Origin of the sequence: Algoriphagus ratkowskyi (assembly GCF_002150505.1) — a bacterium.
GTDB lineage: Bacteria > Bacteroidota > Bacteroidia > Cytophagales > Cyclobacteriaceae > Algoriphagus > Algoriphagus ratkowskyi.
The window spans coordinates 162,524-179,742 of sequence record NZ_MSSV01000011.1 but is presented as its reverse complement, the minus strand read 5'-3'; the positions used below and the strand labels follow the sequence as shown (position 1 = coordinate 179,742).

Sequence of the window (17,219 nt, the reverse complement as noted above, 5' to 3'; positions counted from 1 at the left end):
AAATTGGAGTTAAGGATTTAACTTCGAGCAATCTTTAGAAATTCAACAAATTGATCATGATACTACTTGATGTTTTTAGTTCTCCACTTGCTGGAGGAGCCCAAACTTTCCTTGTGATTGTATGTGTTTTAATCGGTCTGGGTGCCGGAATCACTGCAATCGATACTCGTAGCGTTTTCACTAAGAAGAAAAAAACTGATCATTAATAATTTATAATTTACTTAAAAAGGAGGCTTAGGCCTCCTTTTTTTATGTCCCTCAATATGTTAAAGACGCAGAATTTCGAAAACCACGCGAAGTACTATCCACTCCATCACTTCTTCATTCTCCCTCTAGCATTAATCTTCTTAGGATGGACGGTAGTAAGAATGGACTTTAGTAATTCAGAGGCCATTTCAGATAGTTTGTACCAATTTTTGTTGGCATTTACTCTCTTTTTAATTTCCTATCTCCCAAGGATCTACGCCCTCAAAAATCAAAATAGAATTATTCGATTGGAGATGAGACAACGTTTTCATGAGATTACGGGCACTCAATTTTACGAAAAGGAAAAACTCCTCAATTCAGCACAGATAATAGCATTAAGATTTGCTGGAGATGAAGAGCTTTTGCCCTTAATGGACAAAGCTGTCAAAGAAAATACTTCCCCGAAAGAGATTAAAAAAAATATCAAAAACTGGAAAGCTGATCATCACCGAGTTTAAATCACCCTAATCAAAAGTCCAGAGAGAACTTCAGTTCAAGCAATAAACGGAGATTTTTTCTGGACCTTTTTAGATAATCCTGTTTAGAGAAATCTAGATCTGGTAATGTCAATACCTGATCAAATAATTTACAACCATCTTCTTCACCGGACGTAATTAAAGCGATCTTTTTAGACTGACTATGAGCCAATTGCATCAATTCAAAACAAGCTTTACCATCAGTAGATTGGCTGTCGTATCTCCCTTCTCCTGTTATCACGAAATCAGCCCAATTCACTTTTTCAACCAAGTTTACTTGTTCGAAAAAGTACTTTGAGCCGAATTTAATATCCGTTTTAAAAAAAGCTGAAAGACCTAATGCTATTCCTCCTGCAGCTCCGAAGCCTGGTTTATCTTGGAAGGCTAGCTTTTGCTTTCGATACAACTGTCCAATTACTACTTCACAATCAGATTCAAAAGTTTTAAGTTGGCTTTGAAAAAGACCTTTCTGTGGTCCAAAAACAGGTATTGCTCCTCTTTCGCCCAGAAACATGTTTTTAACATCACAAAGGAGCAAAAACCTAATTTTTGGAATATTTAGTGATTTCTGAATATGCCGTATTTTAGAAAGAAAATTAGGTGCAAACGGAATTAATTCTCTCCCATTTTCATCTAAAAATTTAACTCCTAAAGCGGCTAAAATCCCAACACCAAGATCAACCGTAGCACTCCCACCAAGACCCAAGATTATTTCTTCAGCTCCTTGATCGATTGCATGTCTGATCAGTAGGCCGGTGCCAAAGCTAGAAGCGACATAAGGGTTTTTCACTTCATTGCCTAGCAGTGCTATCCCAGATGCAGCAGAGACATCTATATAGGCTTTGTGTGAATGATTATCCCATCCATACGAACAGGCGATGGGGCGTCCATAAGGATCTAAAGACCATTCCTCACTTTTCTCCAAATCTAATAATTCTGTCAAAAGCTCACAGGTCCCATCACCACCATCAGCAATTGGCAGTAATTCAAAGTTAACCTGAGGAAATTTGACTTTAATAAAATCCTGAATAATTCCCCCAGCTTCCCGAGCACTCATGGTGCCTTTAAAAGCATTTGGAGAGATCAAGATATTCATAACTAGGTATTTTTCATTCGTTGAAAATAGTCCTTCATGGCTACTCTTACTTTTGGAGCTAAATAGATCGTGGAAATCATGGTGGGTATCGCCATTATGGCATACATCCCATCTACTAAACTAATCACAACTTCTAATGATGCCACAGCACCCACTACGATAGTAACCAAGTAGAAGTAGTTGTAATAATCAGCTTTTTTGGCTCCAAATAGATATCCAAAGCACTTATGACCATAATAAGAATAAGTGAACATCGTGGATAGCGCAAATACAAGCACGGCAATCATCAATAAATATCTTCCATAAAAAGGTAAAGCCATATCGAAGGCAGCAAGTGTAAGTCTCACCCCATCCTGCTCTGTCGATTCCCAAACTCCTGTAAGCATAATCACTAATGCAGTAAGAGTACAAACCACAATTGTGTCAATAAAAGGACCAAGCATAGCAATCAAGCCCTCACGAATCGGCTCGTTATTCTTGGAAGCACCGTGCACCATTGGAGCTGTTCCTATTCCTGCTTCATTGGAAAATGCAGCTCTTCTTGCCCCAACAATAATAACTGCTCCCACAGCTCCACCTGCTACAGCTTCCCCAGTAAATGCATCAGTGACTATTTTCAAAAGCATGTCTGGCACGTCACCAATGTATTTGAAAACGATTATCAGGACAGTTACAAAATAGAGTCCGACCATGAAAGGAACCATTTTAGATGCCACAGCAGCGATTCTCTTGATACCGCCAAGAATGACGATAGCTACAAGAATCATCATGGTAATCCCAATAATCCACCTAGTCTTATCTCCTTCATCCAAACCTGCTGGTTCAAGGATTACAGTTCTTAAAACTGCCGTCAATTGGTTAGCTTGGAAAATTGCCAGCAAACCTAAAACCCCAGCACTACAAAAAATAATCGATAGGAATTTCCATTTTTTACCCATGCCTTCTTCGATCACATACATAGGTCCTCCTTGAATGTTACCCTCAGAATCTTTGCCTCGGTACATAATAGCTAGACTACAGGTATAAAATTTTGTAGCCATGCCTACAAAAGCTGAAACCCACATCCAGAATATTGCTCCGGGACCGCCCATATTTATGGCGATTGCAACCCCACTGATATTCCCTAAACCCACTGTAGCTGCTATAGCTGCGGACAATGCTTGAAATGACGTGATCTGACCAGGAGCCATGTCGTCATTGTATTTACCTCTTAACAGTCCAATAGCATGTCCTATTTTGCGAAAAGGAACAAACCCGGAATGAAATAGGAGTAGCATTCCCCCACCCATTAAGATAATAAGCATAGGAGTTCCCCAAATCCAGTTAGCAAAGGAAATTATGTATTCGCCCATTAATGTTGTGTGGTTATTGTAATCAAGGTTTTTGACCGGATGATTTTAAAATTAACATCCATATTAGGTTCATTTTTACGAAAATCAAAGAATATAGCGCGTAAGGCAATAAAAAAGCCGGCTTAGACCGGTTTTTTTATTATTCAATTACTAATTACCATTTCACTTTTGGTGATCTGTAGAAACCTATTTCATTGATATCCCAGCGTTTACCTTGCTGGATAATTCTTCTTTGGAAATCTTCCCAATCCCTTCTTTCATTCGATGACCATGCAACTTCTGCCAGTGCTGCCAATCTTGGGAAGGCCATATACTCAATATCTGCTCTACCATCAATTGTCTCTGTCCAAAGTGGTGCCTCCACACCCAAAATATCTGATTTATTTATTCCATCTGCATACGTTGCTGGATCCCAATTATATGCATCATCTAGCTCTATATATGCCGCCCAATGAAGTCCCAATCTAGAAGTGGAATCATATTGCATATCGAGGTAAGCACGCTTTGCAGGTGACATTAAGATCTGATTACCTTGTTCTTTAGCGAGCTTTGCATTTTCGTCTTTCGCCCAAAACTGAGCAACTGTACCTAGGGACAGCTTAGCAGTTGCGATCTCATCCCAACCTATGCTTTTCTTACCGTACTTAGTTACAATCTCTTGTACACGCTCTATGAAATAGATATAATCATCCTTGTCGGTCACAAGAGACTCATCTCCACCGATGTGAAAATATGGACCAGGCGTTAGCTCAACTATCTCTCTTATCACGTCTTCTACGAAAGTGTAAGTGATTTCTTTATTGGTTGCAAATGTGCTAAACCCAACTTCAATACCTGTATAAATCTCTGCTGGCTGTGGATTTCTATCTAGAATATTAAAATCAATCTTGCCATCAGTAAGAGTAGCAAAATCACCATCCGGAAGATTAACTCCTGGATTCAATTCTGCATAAGCCGCCAATGCAGCGTTCGTATGACCTGGCATATCTATTTCCGGAACTACAGTGATAAATCGGTCTGCTGCATAGTTAACAAGCTCAGTATATTCTCCTTGGGTATAAAATCCACCTTCCGTACCACCTACCTCAGTCTTCCCTCCTATTTCAGTCAACTTTGGCCAAGATTTGATTTCAATTCGCCATCCTTGATCATCCGATAAATGAAGATGTAGGTAGTTCAGTTTCAAGGTCCCCATTTGATCGATGTAATGCTTCACATCCTCTACACTAATAAAGTGTCTTGCAACATCAAGCATCGCTCCACGGTAAGAAAACTCTGGCTCATCCTCAATTGTACCATTCCCTATAATCCAGTCCATTTCTACTAGGGATAAATTTTCAATCGCTACAGGCAAAGATTTGACTAGAGTTTGCATTCCGTAAAATAAACCTGCTGCAGACGTAGATGAGATTTTCACCTGCTCACTTGTAATATCTATGCTGTATTTTTCTGTTGCTTCACCACTAATTAATTCTATTACCAAATCCCCACTTTCTGTAGAAACAGGAATATCAAACCCAGTTGCTGGACGTAGTTTTTCAGCCAAAAAATTCCCTACCCTTGACAAATCCTCTCCTGAACCAATCAATTGAATGGAAGAAGCTTTTCCTAATTTAAAAACTCCAGAAGAGGATGAAATGGAACTTGGAATTGGTATAATGCTAGCCTCATCGAGTTTCGTTGTACTGGGAGTTTGGCAGGAATTGAGTGTCAATGCTACAATAGCAAATAAAGTAAGAAAGGAATTTTTCATAAAATAAAGTTTGAGTAAACTTAATATATTTTTTTAAGAATGTTTGAATCCAAAATTGATTTTATATCTAAACATTCAAACTTGAAAACATTAGTACTATCCTAGAGCAGAATTCTTTAAATGGATTCTAGATTGTAAGGAGTTTTTGATAATTTCAGATTTGGAAAATTAATTTGTAGGCATGAAAGCCAAAATAACAATTACCCCCTCTTCAACATAACTATTATTCTAATGAAAAGTGAAGGCTCAAATTCTGGGAGTTCCCGGAGAAAATTTCTGAAAGGCTCTGCTTTAGCAGCAGCTGGATTTTATATTGTTCCTAGACATGTTCTTGGCGGCCCAGGTTTTACCGCACCAAGTGATAAACTAAGAGTAGCTAGTATAGGTGTAGGTGGAATGGGTGGCAGTGATGTGCGCGGCATAACCCGGACAGAAAAAGTCGATTTCATCGCTCTTTGTGATGTGGACGATACCAGAGCAAAAGCGAGCAGAGAATTACATCCTAACGCAAAATACTACAGGGATTACAGGGAGATGCTTGAAAAGGAGGAAAAAAACATTGACGCAGTCTCTGTATCAACTCCAGACCACATGCATGCGGTTGCGGCTATGGCTGCCATGAAAATGGGAAAACATGTGTATGTACAAAAACCGCTTGCACACGATATCTACGAAGCAAGAATGCTTACAGAAGCAGCAGAAAAATATAAAGTAGTCACCCAAATGGGTAATCAAGGTTCTTCTGGAGATGGGGTTCGCCAAATGGTAGAATGGTATGATGCTGGACTGATAGGTGAGGCTACTAAGGTGTATTCATGGACCGATAGGCCAGTTTGGCCTCAAGGAATTCAATGGCCATCTGAGCCTGTGACTCCTCCAGCTGATCTGGATTGGGATCTTTGGCTTGGTACTGCTCCGCAGAAAGATTACGTGGGTAATTTAGTGCCATTTAACTGGAGAGGTTGGTGGGATTATGGCACAGGTGCACTTGGTGACATGGCTTGCCATATTATGGAGCCTCCATTCCGAGTGTTGGGCTTAGGATATCCTAAATCTGCTGAATGCTCCGTGGGGTCAGTTTATGTAGGTGAATTTAAAAGAGGTTATTTCCCAGAGAGCTGCCCTCCTTCTTCTCATATCACGTTACGATTTGACAGACCTGGAAAAGACGATCTAGAGTTTCACTGGATGGATGGCGGTATTCAACCAAATAGACCTGAGGAACTCGCTCCAAATGAGCAAATGGGTGACGGTGGAAACGGCGTAATCATCGAGGGTACTAAAGGAAAAATGATGTGCTCTACCTACGGAAAAAACCCACAACTGCTTCCAACTTCCAAAACCAAAGATGCAAATGTACCTCAAACACTTTACCGAGTTCCTGGTGGAGATGGTGGTCACTACAATAACTGGGTAGAAGCATGTATCGCAGGCCATGGTTCTGAAGAATTTAAAAATCTAAGTTCTCCATTCTCAATCGCAGGCCCTCTGACTGAATCAGTCCTGATGGGTAATTTGGCGATAAGAAGCTATGACTATAGAACTCCAAAGGCTGATAATCCAGCGCAATTTGATTACCCAGGCAGGGGAATTAAGCTCGTGTGGGACGGACCAAAAATGGAAGTCTCTAACTTCGAGCCTGCAAATCAATTTGTAAAACGTAAGTATAGAGGGGACTATTCTCTATAAAAGTAAAATGGCTTTGAAATTACTTTCAAAGCCATTTTTTTTACGTAAGTGATATCGAATTCAAATTTTATCTTCTTTACTAAAATTGGAATCTGATCACTGCAACTGATAACTACGATTTTACCTCTCTACTTCTAGCTCTACTCTTCTATTTTTAGATCGACCGGTTTCAGTGGCATTCGAAGCAGTTGGTCTCGTTCCACCCCATCCTGATATTCTTAGGCTTTCAAATGGAACTCCTTGCGTGATAAGGTAGTCTCTGACACTTCCAGCCCGCTCCAGTGAAAGTCCTTTATTCAGTCCAGGATCACCCGCACTGTCAGTATGTCCGTGAATTCTAAGTTTCATAGTAGGATTTTCAATCAGAAACTCAGCTAATTCTGACAGCGATTCTTTAGTCTCCTCTCCCTCCAATTCCGCTGTACCACGTTTAAAATTCACATTTTCTAATAAAACTATGCTACCAGATTCAGCCTTTGTCATTAAGATGACTGTTGGCTCTGCAGATTTTATTTCGGTTAGCAAAACAGATTTTGGAAAGTAACCGTCAGAACTGATTTTAACTTCCTTCACCTGCGAATTTGCCAAATCAGAGAATTTTACTGAATCTGCGAGACTCTTGGAGATTATACTTTCTCCCGACTTCCAGCTGATGGAAAAAGGAACCAAGGTTTTGTTTTTCGCATCTACTACAAACCATGAGATTGGCTTTTCTTTAATTTCAGATGCCTGCACAGTCATTTTCACTTCTGGGAAACCAACAGAAGAAGATGGATAGATCGGCTCTATTGTAACAGAATTCGGCTGAATTGGTCTCGCGATAGGAGTTATAGGCTCAAGTACTGCAGCAACAAATTCCTCAGGAATCACGAGTGGAATCACTGTTCGGAAAGTTAACAAATCGGCAAATCCATCACTGTTCTGCGTGCTAGTCCACACTACTTCCTCGTCATTGATAAATGTAACAGAAACTTCAGAACCCGGAGAACTTACTTGCTCCCATTTTACAGGCTTACTCCAATTGTTCCAGCCATCACCCATACGCTTCGCTATGTAAATATCCTTTCCTTCTGCACCTTCATGCATATTGGATGAAAAGTAAAGCTGTTCAGATTTCACATCGTAGAAAGGACTCATCTCCTGCCCAAGGGTATTTACAGCAGCACCAATATTTACAGGTTTTGACCAAGTTGTCGGGCCAGTCTTTTCACTTACATAGATATCTTCATTTCCTTTGGAGTCTGTTCCTAGCCCTGAAAGAAAAATCAGTTTCCCTCCAGAAGCTACTCTGCCAGTAACTCGTTTGGAAAGTTCATCCAAATCTTCCATAGACACTTGACGAAGGAAATTCCAATCTTTGCCAAATTTAGAATATTGATAAATTCCGAATCTTGCACCACCAGTATGGTACACTAGCAAAGTGAGATAGTCCTCTAATCCAAGAGAAAAATCATAGCCATCTGTACTAAGGTCAGCACGATGAACTGCTTCTTGCCACTCTCCTGAATCAGACTTCTTAGTCATCCAGATATCACCAGGATCAGATACTCCTCCTATATTTTCAGGGTGAAAAGCGCGTGTAAATAATAAAGTATTGTCCCCAATCCAGACAGGATTTATATCATCCTGAGGGCTGTTAGCGCCAGAGAGTGAAACTACATCTTGAGCTTGGAGATGGAATGAAATGCAAAAAGCAAGTAGCGTTAAGCTGCTTGCTTTTATAAATACGTTATTAAATTTTGTCATAGATTATTGATCAAGCACAATGGCGAATACCAAAGGTGCTACGATCGTTGCATCAGACTCGATGATATATTTCGGAGTATCGATTCCTAGTTTTCCCCAAGTGATCTTTTCATTTGGTACAGCTCCAGAATACGAACCATAAGAAGTGGTCGAGTCAGAGATTTGACAGAAATAGCCCCAAAGTGGCACATTTTCCCTTTGTAAATCCTGATGCAACATCGGCACCACACATATAGGGAAGTCTCCTGCAATTCCCCCGCCAATCTGGAAAAATCCGATAGTACTTTCTTCTGTAGCCGTATTTGTATACCACTCTGCTAAGTACATCATGTATTCAATACCAGTACGAACGGTATGTACATTTTTCACTTCGCCTGTGATCACATGGCTTGCAAACATATTTCCCAAGGTAGAATCTTCCCATCCTGGTACGATCATCGGTATATTTTTCTTTGCCGCTTCCAAGATCCAGCTGTCTTTAGGATCGATCTGGAAAGAATCGTCAAGTTTACCTGAAAGTAGAATTTTATACATAAACTCATGCGGGAAATAAGATTCTCCAGCTTGATCTGCTTTTATCCATTCTTCCAATACTACATTTTCTATTCTTCTCATGGCTTCCATCTCTGGAATACATGTATCAGTCACCCGATTCATATGGCGCTCTACAAGGTCCTGCTCCTGCTCTGGAGTCAAGTCGCGGTAATTTGGAATTCGCTCATAGTAATCATGTGCAACCAAGTTGAAAACATCCTCTTCCAAATTGGCACCAGTACAGGTAATTATTTGAATCTTATCCTGACGGATCATCTCAGCTAGAGAAATACCCAACTCAGCCGTAGACATGGCACCTGCGAGAGTTACCATCATTTTACCACCATTGTCCAAGTGAGTTTTGTACCCTTCAGCTGCATCTATCAAGGCTGCGGCATTGAAGTGACGGTAGTTGTGCTTTAAAAATTCAGTGATTTTCATTCTGTAAATTTTCGTTGATCTTTCAAAATTACCCAATTTTTGACCACAAAAAAACCCAGCCAATGCCGGGTTTCAATATTGTGATTGGTATATCTGTTTATTTTACTGTGTCCGTAGGAGCTGCAGCAAATTCTTTATTGATTCCTTCAATTACTGTTGCTGTGATGTCCAACGCACCATTGCCATACCAAACAGCTCCACCTCGAGTATAACTCAAGATCAAAGCAAGCTCATTTTGCTCAGCATACACTTTAAGGTAATTCTGTACTTTATCATAAACTTCACTATATAGTGCAGCTTCGTCGGCAGATAATTCTTGCATCAAATTATCACGATAAGTCATTAGGTTTTGCTCTTTTTTTCCTAATTCCTCTTGCTTTGCACGTTGCTGATTTACAGTCATGTTTCCGCCACTTTGTTGGAAATTTTGAACTTCTTGCTGGAATCCACTTGCCCTTCCCTGAAGATCACTTTCGAATTTCTTGCCTTTTTCAGTAAGTGCTTCAGATTTCGTCTTGAAGTAATCATACTTGTTGATCACACTGTCTGTGTAAATAAAAGCAACATTCAAATCGCCTTGTTTCACTTCTTTAGCCGAGCTTTCGCCTGTTGCAGTAGAAGTTCCAGCGGTATCACAGCCGTATAAAAGCACTGCAGCAAGGCTCAATGCACCGATTAGTTTTAATCCTCTTTTCACTTTCTAAATGTTTTTGATTACAAGGGCGCAAATATAAAGAAAGTATTGATTTTACAAGAACTGACTTGAGATCAATGGAGAAATTTGAATTTAACATACTAGAAATATAGCTCCTGTGCCAGTCGATATACTTGTGTATGAGCCTCTACAATCTTACCTACACTCGTAGAATAGCCACCTCCCATGCAGCACATAATGGGCACATTGAGTGATTTAGCGAGATTCAAGACTATCGCATCCCGCTTTTTCACTCCCGCTACACTCATCGCCAATCTTCCCAGCTTGTCACTCTCTAAAACATCTACTCCACATTGATATATTAGAAAATCAGGAGAAAATTTTTTTAAGATTATTTCAAGTTGCACTTGAAGCAAATTTAAATAAACTTCATCACCTGTGCCATCGGGTACAGCGCAATCCAAATCTGACACTTCTTTACGCATGGGATAATTTTTTTCCCCATGCATACTAAACGTAAAAACCTGAGGAGTATCTTCAAAAATCCTTGCAGTGCCATTGCCCTGGTGAACGTCCAAATCAACCACCAGAATCTTGATAGCCAAATGATTTTGGATCAAATACTTGGCTGTAATTGCAATATCATTCAACAGACAAAAGCCTTCTCCTCGGTCTGCGTACGCATGATGTGTGCCGCCTGCTATATTCATAGCTATACCATGGCGCAAGGCGTAAATAGCAGCTTGAACGGAACCATCTAAAATAGTGATCTCTCGTTTCACGAGCTCTGCCGATAAAGGAAACCCTGTCGCTCTAATTTCAGCTTTGGACAAGCTCAACGTTTTAAGTTTATCCCAATACTCCTTTGTGTGTGTCGTTAGAATCCACTTTTCATCAATAGGCTTGGGAGTAAAGAAATTTTCTTCTTTTACTATTCCCTCGTAAAGTAACTGGCCCGGAAGCAGTTCATATTTCTCCATCGGAAATCTATGATTATCAGGCAAATGGTGCTTGTATATAGGAGAAAACGCGATCTTCAGCATAAAAAAACGCTTGTGATTAGCAAGCGTCGTTTTTAAAATTCAAAATAAATTAAAATTAATCTTCGATATCTTCCTCTTCAGATTGAAAAGCATACATCGTATCGTCTAGCACTAATGTATCATCATTAAAGTCCTTGATAAAATTGGAAATCACGTCTTCATCAATTAGATCTACATTTAAACCTGCATCTACACCGATTCCGTAATCGTGGTGTGTATCTATATCTACGAACTCCTGAACTTTTACACTTTCATCCTCTTCTATCTCCATAATGATCTCAGTGATAAACCATCCGATTTCCTCCTCCTCACTCGTCAATGGTTTTAAATTACCATTTTCGTCCTCTTCATAGGAAATACTTTTGAAGTTCTGAAACTTCTGAGCCGCTTTATGCTCCGCCAACTCATATACCTCACTCGCATGATGAAGTCTGAGCGTATACAATGCAGCATCGTAGATTACTTCTTTGCCCTGATACATTCCTATAAAATAGAAATTAACAAACTCTTCAGAGTTTTCTTCCTCGGGAAGAATTTTGAAGGTCTTTTTAAGCTTTCCTAGCTCTTCCTTTAGCTCTTCGATGCGTTGTGGGTCAAACCCTGGATTTGAAATTGACATAGTCAAATAGTTAAAGAATATATTTTTAAGATGATTAGCAGTTCAATAGTACTAAATCCTTTAGTAAAATGGAATCAAAATCTAACGGATTTAAATTGAAACCACAAAACATACCTATGAATTTTATAAAAAAATTTGGTATTCTAAGGATTATAATAAACTGATAATCAATTAGAAAAATAATTTTCAAGCCGCAATTTTATAACTGTCCAACCTAATTCCCTTGATATTTCAATTTAGAAATTTTAATAGTCTGTGGAATTAGTTGGAATAAACATTTAGAATTCAATATAAGAGTATTCTTATCCAAATTTTAAAACTAGTCACACATTATAATTCTTGTAAAATAGTCAAGCTGTGGTCAATCTGTTGGGTTCATATTGTTACCGAAAAGGGAGTTGATTACACTTAAAACTATTGCAAACAAAATCGCCCACCAAAAACCATCCACCTGAAAACCTGGAATAATACGATCAGCCAGCATTATCATCAAGGCATTGATCACCAAGAGAAATAAACCAAGAGTAAATATTGTGATAGGTAAAGTTAAAATGATCAATAACGGTTTGAGTGTTATATTGATTAGGATGATGACCGCTGCAAGTATAAATCCTGTCACGAATGTATCGATGTGAATTCCAGACAAAAAAAACTCTGCAATCAAAACTGCTATCCCACCCAAAAAGATTTTGACCAGAAAGTTCATTGGTTTATTTGTCTTTGCCATAACTTCAAAATAAGCATTTTAGAAATAATTTTCTTTAGAATCTGATAAATATCATCTCATAAAAATGGAATCCATCCTATGCAAAATTCGTTACTTGAGCGACCTTTATCTTATATTTGCCTAACTAACATAAATCTTAAGCCGAGTGATAATCATTATCTTCTTTGTGCTGCATTGGTATTTCTCGCTGTTTTGCCAAAGCTTCTTCCTACATAGGTACGCTGCACATCAAATGTTCTATATGAATAAGTATTGGGAAAAATTCTTCTACTTTTTCACCTGGATGTGGCAAGGCAGCTCCTACCTATCACCACGAGCTTACGCTATTCTACACAGAATGCACCATGCTTACAGCGATACTCCGCTTGATCCACACAGCCCACACCACACAGAGAACTTGTTTACGATGATGTGGAAAACAAAAAACATCTATAACGAGTATTTTTCTTTCCGCTTGAAGCCTGAGGAACGGTTTTCAAAAGATATCCCGGACTGGAACAAGTTTGACAAATTTGCTGACACCATGCTCGTAAGAGTTAGTTGGGGATTATTGTACGTAGCAATCTATGTCTTATGTATCTCAGTTTTTGATCTGCCGGGTACGCACTGGTGGATGTACTTCTTACTTCCTATTCACTTCCTGATGGGCCCTGTGCATGGAGCTATCGTCAACTGGAGCGGACATAAATATGGGTATGCAAACTTTGACAATAACGATCATTCTAAAAACAGCCTTTTATTAGATGTTTTGATGTTGGGAGAATTATTTCAAAACAATCACCATAGGCTTCCTAACAGGCCTAACTTCGCAGTTAAATGGTATGAATTTGATCCTACATACCCTATCGTCAAATTACTGCACATGACGAAAATAATTAAACTACGTCCTGCATAGATCAATTAGCCTCTCTTGAGGCTTTTTTTTTGCAAACATGAATTATTATAGTATGAACAGCAGATCACACTAGATAAAAAATATTAAAACTAAAGGTGGTTTTCTTTGCAATTGTGAAACTAAACGAATAATTTTCTAACAATTAAAACTTAACACCTTATTTATGAAACCATTAACAAGAGCAGAAGAGGAGATCATGCAAATCCTCTGGGAAATCGAAAGAGGGTTTGTCAAAGACATCCTTACGCCAATGACAGACCCAAAGCCAGCGTACAACACTGTTTCAACGATAGTTAGAATTTTGGAACGCAAAGGATTCGTAAGTCACAAATCTTATGGAAAGAGTCACGAGTACTTTCCAATCGTATCGAAAGACGAATATCGTTCTTTCATTATTAAGAAAATGCTAGGTGGTTATTTCGATAATTCTTTCGGAAAACTATCTGACTTCTTTAAAAATGATGAAACGCTGAACACAAAATCGTTTCAGTAATCAATTTGAGTGAGTGAATTAGTCATAAAAAAACCTGGTAGAGAAACCAGGTTTTTTTATGCTTATTTTCTCAATTCACCTCTTTCAGCAATTCTTCAATTGCTTTTTCCAGTTGTTGGTCAATACCCTGATCTATTTGTCCTGGCATATTTTTCACTTCTATTTGTGGGCGCGTCTCGTTGTTTTCTAGCCATTCCCCAGCTTTGTTTTTAGCTGATATAGGCACTGCTCCCCATCTTGATCCATCTGGCAGTCCCTCCCATCCAGCGAATGAACAAGTACCCGGTGTAGGCATTCCTATAGTCTTACCTATTTTAAGATCTGTATAGCCTGACGCAAAGCAGTGCCCGTCAGAATAGTTAGCTTCATTAAACATCGCAAGCGTTGGCTTTATCCAACGTGCAGTTGGCTCATACCCTACTGCTCTGGCTTCAGTAGCATAGGTAAGAAACAGCTCACCAGTGAAAAACATCGCTAAGTCAGCAACTAAATCACCCCCACCATTAAATCGTGTATCTATGATTACAGCCTCCCGATCATAGTATTTCCCCATCATCTCTTCATATACATTTCTATAAGGACCATCGCTCATGCCTGGAATATGCACATAGCCAAGTTTGCCTTCGCTTAATCTTTCAACTTCAGCCTGATTCATTTTTACCCATCGCTTATAGAGCAATTGATTTTCTTCTCTGAGTGAAATAGGTTTTATAGTAAGTTGCTTTCTCTCTTTCGAAACAGGATTTACTAATTCAATCAAAGTGAATGTGTCTGCTCTTCTATTGAGGAACTTGGCTAGATCTGTATCAGAAGTTATAGTCACTCCATCAATTTTCTCAATTATCATCCCTTTTTTGATCTCCAAACCAGCCTTGTCTAATGGACCGCCAGCTATGACTTCAGTGATTTTGATACCATTTCCTTCGAAATCATAATCCCAAAATACGCCCAAAGCAGCAGTGGCATCTCCCATTTCAGTAGAGCGCGAAAAGCGAGAGCCAGCATGTGACACATTCAACTCGCCGATCATCTCAGATATCATCTCAGAAAATTCGTAGCTATTGCCTATTGAAGGAAGGTATTTTTCGTAATCAATTTTGGCCTGTTTCCAATCTACTCCATGCATGTCTGGAGTATAGAATATGCCTTTGGTACGTAGCCATACATGCTCAAACATGTATTCCATCTCAGCTTTTTTGTCATAAGTCATTTCTCCTGAAATTTTGATCGCCTCTTTCTTCATCCCCTCTGGATTGATCTTGGATATGGTACCATTACTTAATAAGAACAAATTCTTTTGATCCTTATCCCATACTAAACTTGCTGAATTAGCATCAAGACTAATCTCCTGCTTTGTTTCCTTCGTTCTCAGATTTGTACTCCAGAGATTCATGCCTTTTTCAAATGCTGCCAAATAATAAAGCTTCTCTCCGTCTTTAGACAAAATTGCATCACCCAACGCTGAAGAGTGGATCGTTAATCTAGCTTTGCGTTCTTCGATACCATCCCAATCAAATTTTAAATCCTCTACTTTTTTATCTTTTGCTTTTTCATCTGTCGCTTTGTCGTCCTTTTCATCCTTTTTATTCAATTTTTCGATCTCTTTCATCAATTCAAAATCATCTTTGGATAAGATGAATTTATCCCATGCGGTCTCGTCAAAGAATAGCATATAGACATCGTTTTGACTCTGACCACTTGTCGCATAACTACGCAAACCATCTCTGTTGGAAAACCACAGCATCTGCTTGCCATCGTTCACCCACATGGCATTATCATCTCCATAGCCACTATTCGTCAAGTTCTTAATTTTCTCTTTTCCTGAAGCGTCCAAAAGAACCACTTCTGAGTTAGCCATGGTAGGACGATAAGTCGCCAATAGCCACTTGCTATCTGGCGCCCAAGTGAAGTACTGATCTCCATCACGCATGTGAAAAAGTTCATCCGGAGTCATCAGAGTCACCGTTGTTTTGCTAGCCAAATCAAGGACTTTCAGCGTTCTTCTCCCTTCCACATATGCCAACTTTTTGCCATCAGGGGAGAGCTTGGGCAAATAGGCCTCGTCCTCCAAACTAACTACTAACTTTTCTTCAAGTAATGTAGACGCAAAAAAGAAAGGCTCCTCTGCTCTTAATTTGGTGCTTTGGAAAATCTGCCATTTGCCATCTCTTTCACTCGAATAAACCAATGATTTGCCATCTGGGGCAAACTCAACAAAACGTTCCTGCTCAGGCGTATTAGTAATTCTTTTGGTTAAAGATCCATCCACTGAAGTTACGAATACCTCACCTCTAGCCACAAAGGCTATTTCTTTGCCGTCAGGAGAAACCGACATTTCCCTTACTCCACCATTGATCGCGATGTAATTATCAGAATTGCTTATCGCTTGTGTTTGAATAGTGACAGCTACCTTCTTTGGGGTTTCACCTTTACGTAGCGTATAGAGTTCGCCATCGTATCCAAAACTCATTAAGCCATCATCAGAAATACTCAAAAAACGCACAGGGAAATTCTTTAGTGTAGTCACAGCTTCTGTTTGCGCTGGATTAGAAGCATTCATAGAAAAGATATTGAAGCTCCCATTGGCTTCGCTGAGATAAAATATCTCTGATTCATCAGGTGAAAAAACAGGATTTCTGTCTTCTCCATAAAATGTCGTCAGCATCTTATGCTCATTACTTTTAGCATCAAACACCCAAATATCTCTAGCTATGCCAGACTCCTGATGCTTTCTCCATTCATTTTCCCCACCTTTTTTATCATGGTAAAGCATCTTACTACCATCCTTGCTGATACTTACAGATTCTGCAGGAATAGTAAAAATTTGATCTACCCTACCTCCTTTTCTTGGGACTGAATAGAGTTCAGGCTGCGAACCAGTAGGATATTGCCTGTGCTCAGCGATATCCATTCGCTGGGTTCCAAAGACCACAGATTGATCATCTGCAGAGAATTCAAAAGGTTGTTCGTCGTTTGAATGAAATGTGAGTCTTGTGGCTAATCCGCCATCAGGACTCATTGAAAAAACATCAAAGTTACCGTAGCGATCAGATGCAAAAGCAATAGTCTTACCATCTCTACTCCAAACAGCCTGATAATCATGGGCTTCGTGAAAAGTAATCTGTCGTGCCGCTCCACCACTACTGCCTACCAAATAAAGGTCTCCTTTATAGGTAAATACAATTTGAGTTCCATCAGGAGAAATAGCAGGATAACGCATCCATTTGGGGATTTCCTGCGAAACTGCATTTTGTCCTATCAGGCAACTCAAAAGAATTGCAAAAATTTTAAGTCTATTAGTCATGAGCTTGATATTTGGCGCTTCAAAGTAGTCAAAATTGTAAAATGTATTACTTCACAATTCAATAAGAATGAAATCAAAAAAGAATAATGGATTGGAGCTTTACTTTATTCCTTGGGCAGACACGACTATATTTGCACCTCGAAAATCAAC

The 17,219-nt window shown here is 39.3% G+C and carries 15 protein-coding genes; 5 read left to right on the top strand and 10 right to left on the bottom strand.

The window, feature by feature from the left end; genetic code table 11:
• Positions 1-56: 56 nt before the first annotated feature.
• Together BVH02_RS21420 and BVH02_RS13145 are read left to right on the top strand one after the other, a co-directional pair.
• Positions 57-206, top strand: coding sequence for a hypothetical protein (locus tag BVH02_RS21420; protein ID WP_158093891.1), 150 nt, complete (start codon positions 57-59; stop codon positions 204-206).
• A 57-nt stretch (positions 207-263) separates the two neighbouring features.
• Positions 264-704, top strand: a complete 441-nt coding sequence (locus tag BVH02_RS13145; RefSeq protein ID WP_086501970.1) for a DUF6526 family protein — start codon at positions 264-266, stop codon at positions 702-704.
• A gap of 10 nt (positions 705-714) precedes the next feature.
• On the opposite strand, the gene BVH02_RS13140 is transcribed toward BVH02_RS13145, so the two are convergent.
• From BVH02_RS13140 to BVH02_RS13130, 3 genes are all read right to left on the bottom strand, one after another.
• On the bottom strand, positions 715-1,818 hold the full coding sequence (locus tag BVH02_RS13140; RefSeq protein WP_086501905.1) for a glycerate kinase: 1,104 nt from the start codon (positions 1,816-1,818) through the stop codon (positions 715-717).
• A gap of 2 nt (positions 1,819-1,820) precedes the next feature.
• Positions 1,821-3,170 (bottom strand): alanine/glycine:cation symporter family protein, encoded by a 1,350-nt coding sequence (locus BVH02_RS13135; RefSeq protein ID WP_086501904.1) that lies wholly within the window; start codon positions 3,168-3,170, stop codon positions 1,821-1,823.
• Between the two features lie 154 nt (positions 3,171-3,324).
• Entirely contained in the window at positions 3,325-4,923 is a 1,599-nt protein-coding gene (locus BVH02_RS13130; protein WP_086501903.1) for a family 20 glycosylhydrolase, read from the bottom strand.
• A gap of 231 nt (positions 4,924-5,154) precedes the next feature.
• Here BVH02_RS13130 and BVH02_RS13125 point away from each other — a divergent pair, with 231 nt between their 5' ends.
• Entirely contained in the window at positions 5,155-6,612 is a 1,458-nt protein-coding gene (locus BVH02_RS13125) for a Gfo/Idh/MocA family protein (protein ID WP_086501902.1), read from the top strand.
• Between the two features lie 120 nt (positions 6,613-6,732).
• Here BVH02_RS13125 and BVH02_RS13120 read toward each other — a convergent pair whose 3' ends face one another.
• The 6 genes from BVH02_RS13120 to BVH02_RS13095 form a co-directional block, all read right to left on the bottom strand.
• Positions 6,733-8,358: an OmpA family protein gene (locus tag BVH02_RS13120; RefSeq protein WP_086501901.1), complete on the bottom strand. Its 1,626-nt coding sequence runs from the start codon at positions 8,356-8,358 to the stop codon at positions 6,733-6,735.
• A gap of 3 nt (positions 8,359-8,361) precedes the next feature.
• On the bottom strand, positions 8,362-9,333 hold the full coding sequence (locus tag BVH02_RS13115; protein ID WP_086501900.1) for a deoxyhypusine synthase family protein: 972 nt from the start codon (positions 9,331-9,333) through the stop codon (positions 8,362-8,364).
• A 97-nt stretch (positions 9,334-9,430) separates the two neighbouring features.
• A complete protein-coding gene (locus tag BVH02_RS13110; protein ID WP_086501899.1) occupies positions 9,431-10,030 on the bottom strand; it encodes an OmpH family outer membrane protein in 600 nt (199 codons plus the stop codon).
• A 98-nt stretch (positions 10,031-10,128) separates the two neighbouring features.
• Positions 10,129-11,031 carry a histone deacetylase family protein gene (locus BVH02_RS13105; RefSeq protein WP_086501898.1) on the bottom strand — a complete coding sequence of 301 codons (903 nt, stop codon included), beginning with the start codon at positions 11,029-11,031 and terminating at the stop codon, positions 10,129-10,131.
• Between the two features lie 55 nt (positions 11,032-11,086).
• Entirely contained in the window at positions 11,087-11,650 is a 564-nt protein-coding gene (locus BVH02_RS13100; protein WP_086501897.1) for a hypothetical protein, read from the bottom strand.
• A 361-nt stretch (positions 11,651-12,011) separates the two neighbouring features.
• Positions 12,012-12,356 (bottom strand): phage holin family protein, encoded by a 345-nt coding sequence (locus BVH02_RS13095; RefSeq protein WP_205635735.1) that lies wholly within the window; start codon positions 12,354-12,356, stop codon positions 12,012-12,014.
• A gap of 166 nt (positions 12,357-12,522) precedes the next feature.
• Here BVH02_RS13095 and BVH02_RS13090 point away from each other — a divergent pair, with 166 nt between their 5' ends.
• Together BVH02_RS13090 and BVH02_RS13085 are read left to right on the top strand one after the other, a co-directional pair.
• Positions 12,523-13,272, top strand: coding sequence for an acyl-CoA desaturase (locus tag BVH02_RS13090; protein WP_086501895.1), 750 nt, complete (start codon positions 12,523-12,525; stop codon positions 13,270-13,272).
• Positions 13,273-13,435: 163 nt separating this feature from the next.
• Positions 13,436-13,765, top strand: coding sequence for a BlaI/MecI/CopY family transcriptional regulator (locus BVH02_RS13085; protein WP_086501894.1), 330 nt, complete (start codon positions 13,436-13,438; stop codon positions 13,763-13,765).
• Between the two features lie 70 nt (positions 13,766-13,835).
• Here the strand turns inward: BVH02_RS13085 and BVH02_RS13080 are convergent, their stop codons facing one another.
• Positions 13,836-17,069: a S41 family peptidase gene (locus tag BVH02_RS13080; protein ID WP_191278277.1), complete on the bottom strand. Its 3,234-nt coding sequence runs from the start codon at positions 17,067-17,069 to the stop codon at positions 13,836-13,838.
• Between the last annotated feature and the right edge of the window lie 150 nt (positions 17,070-17,219).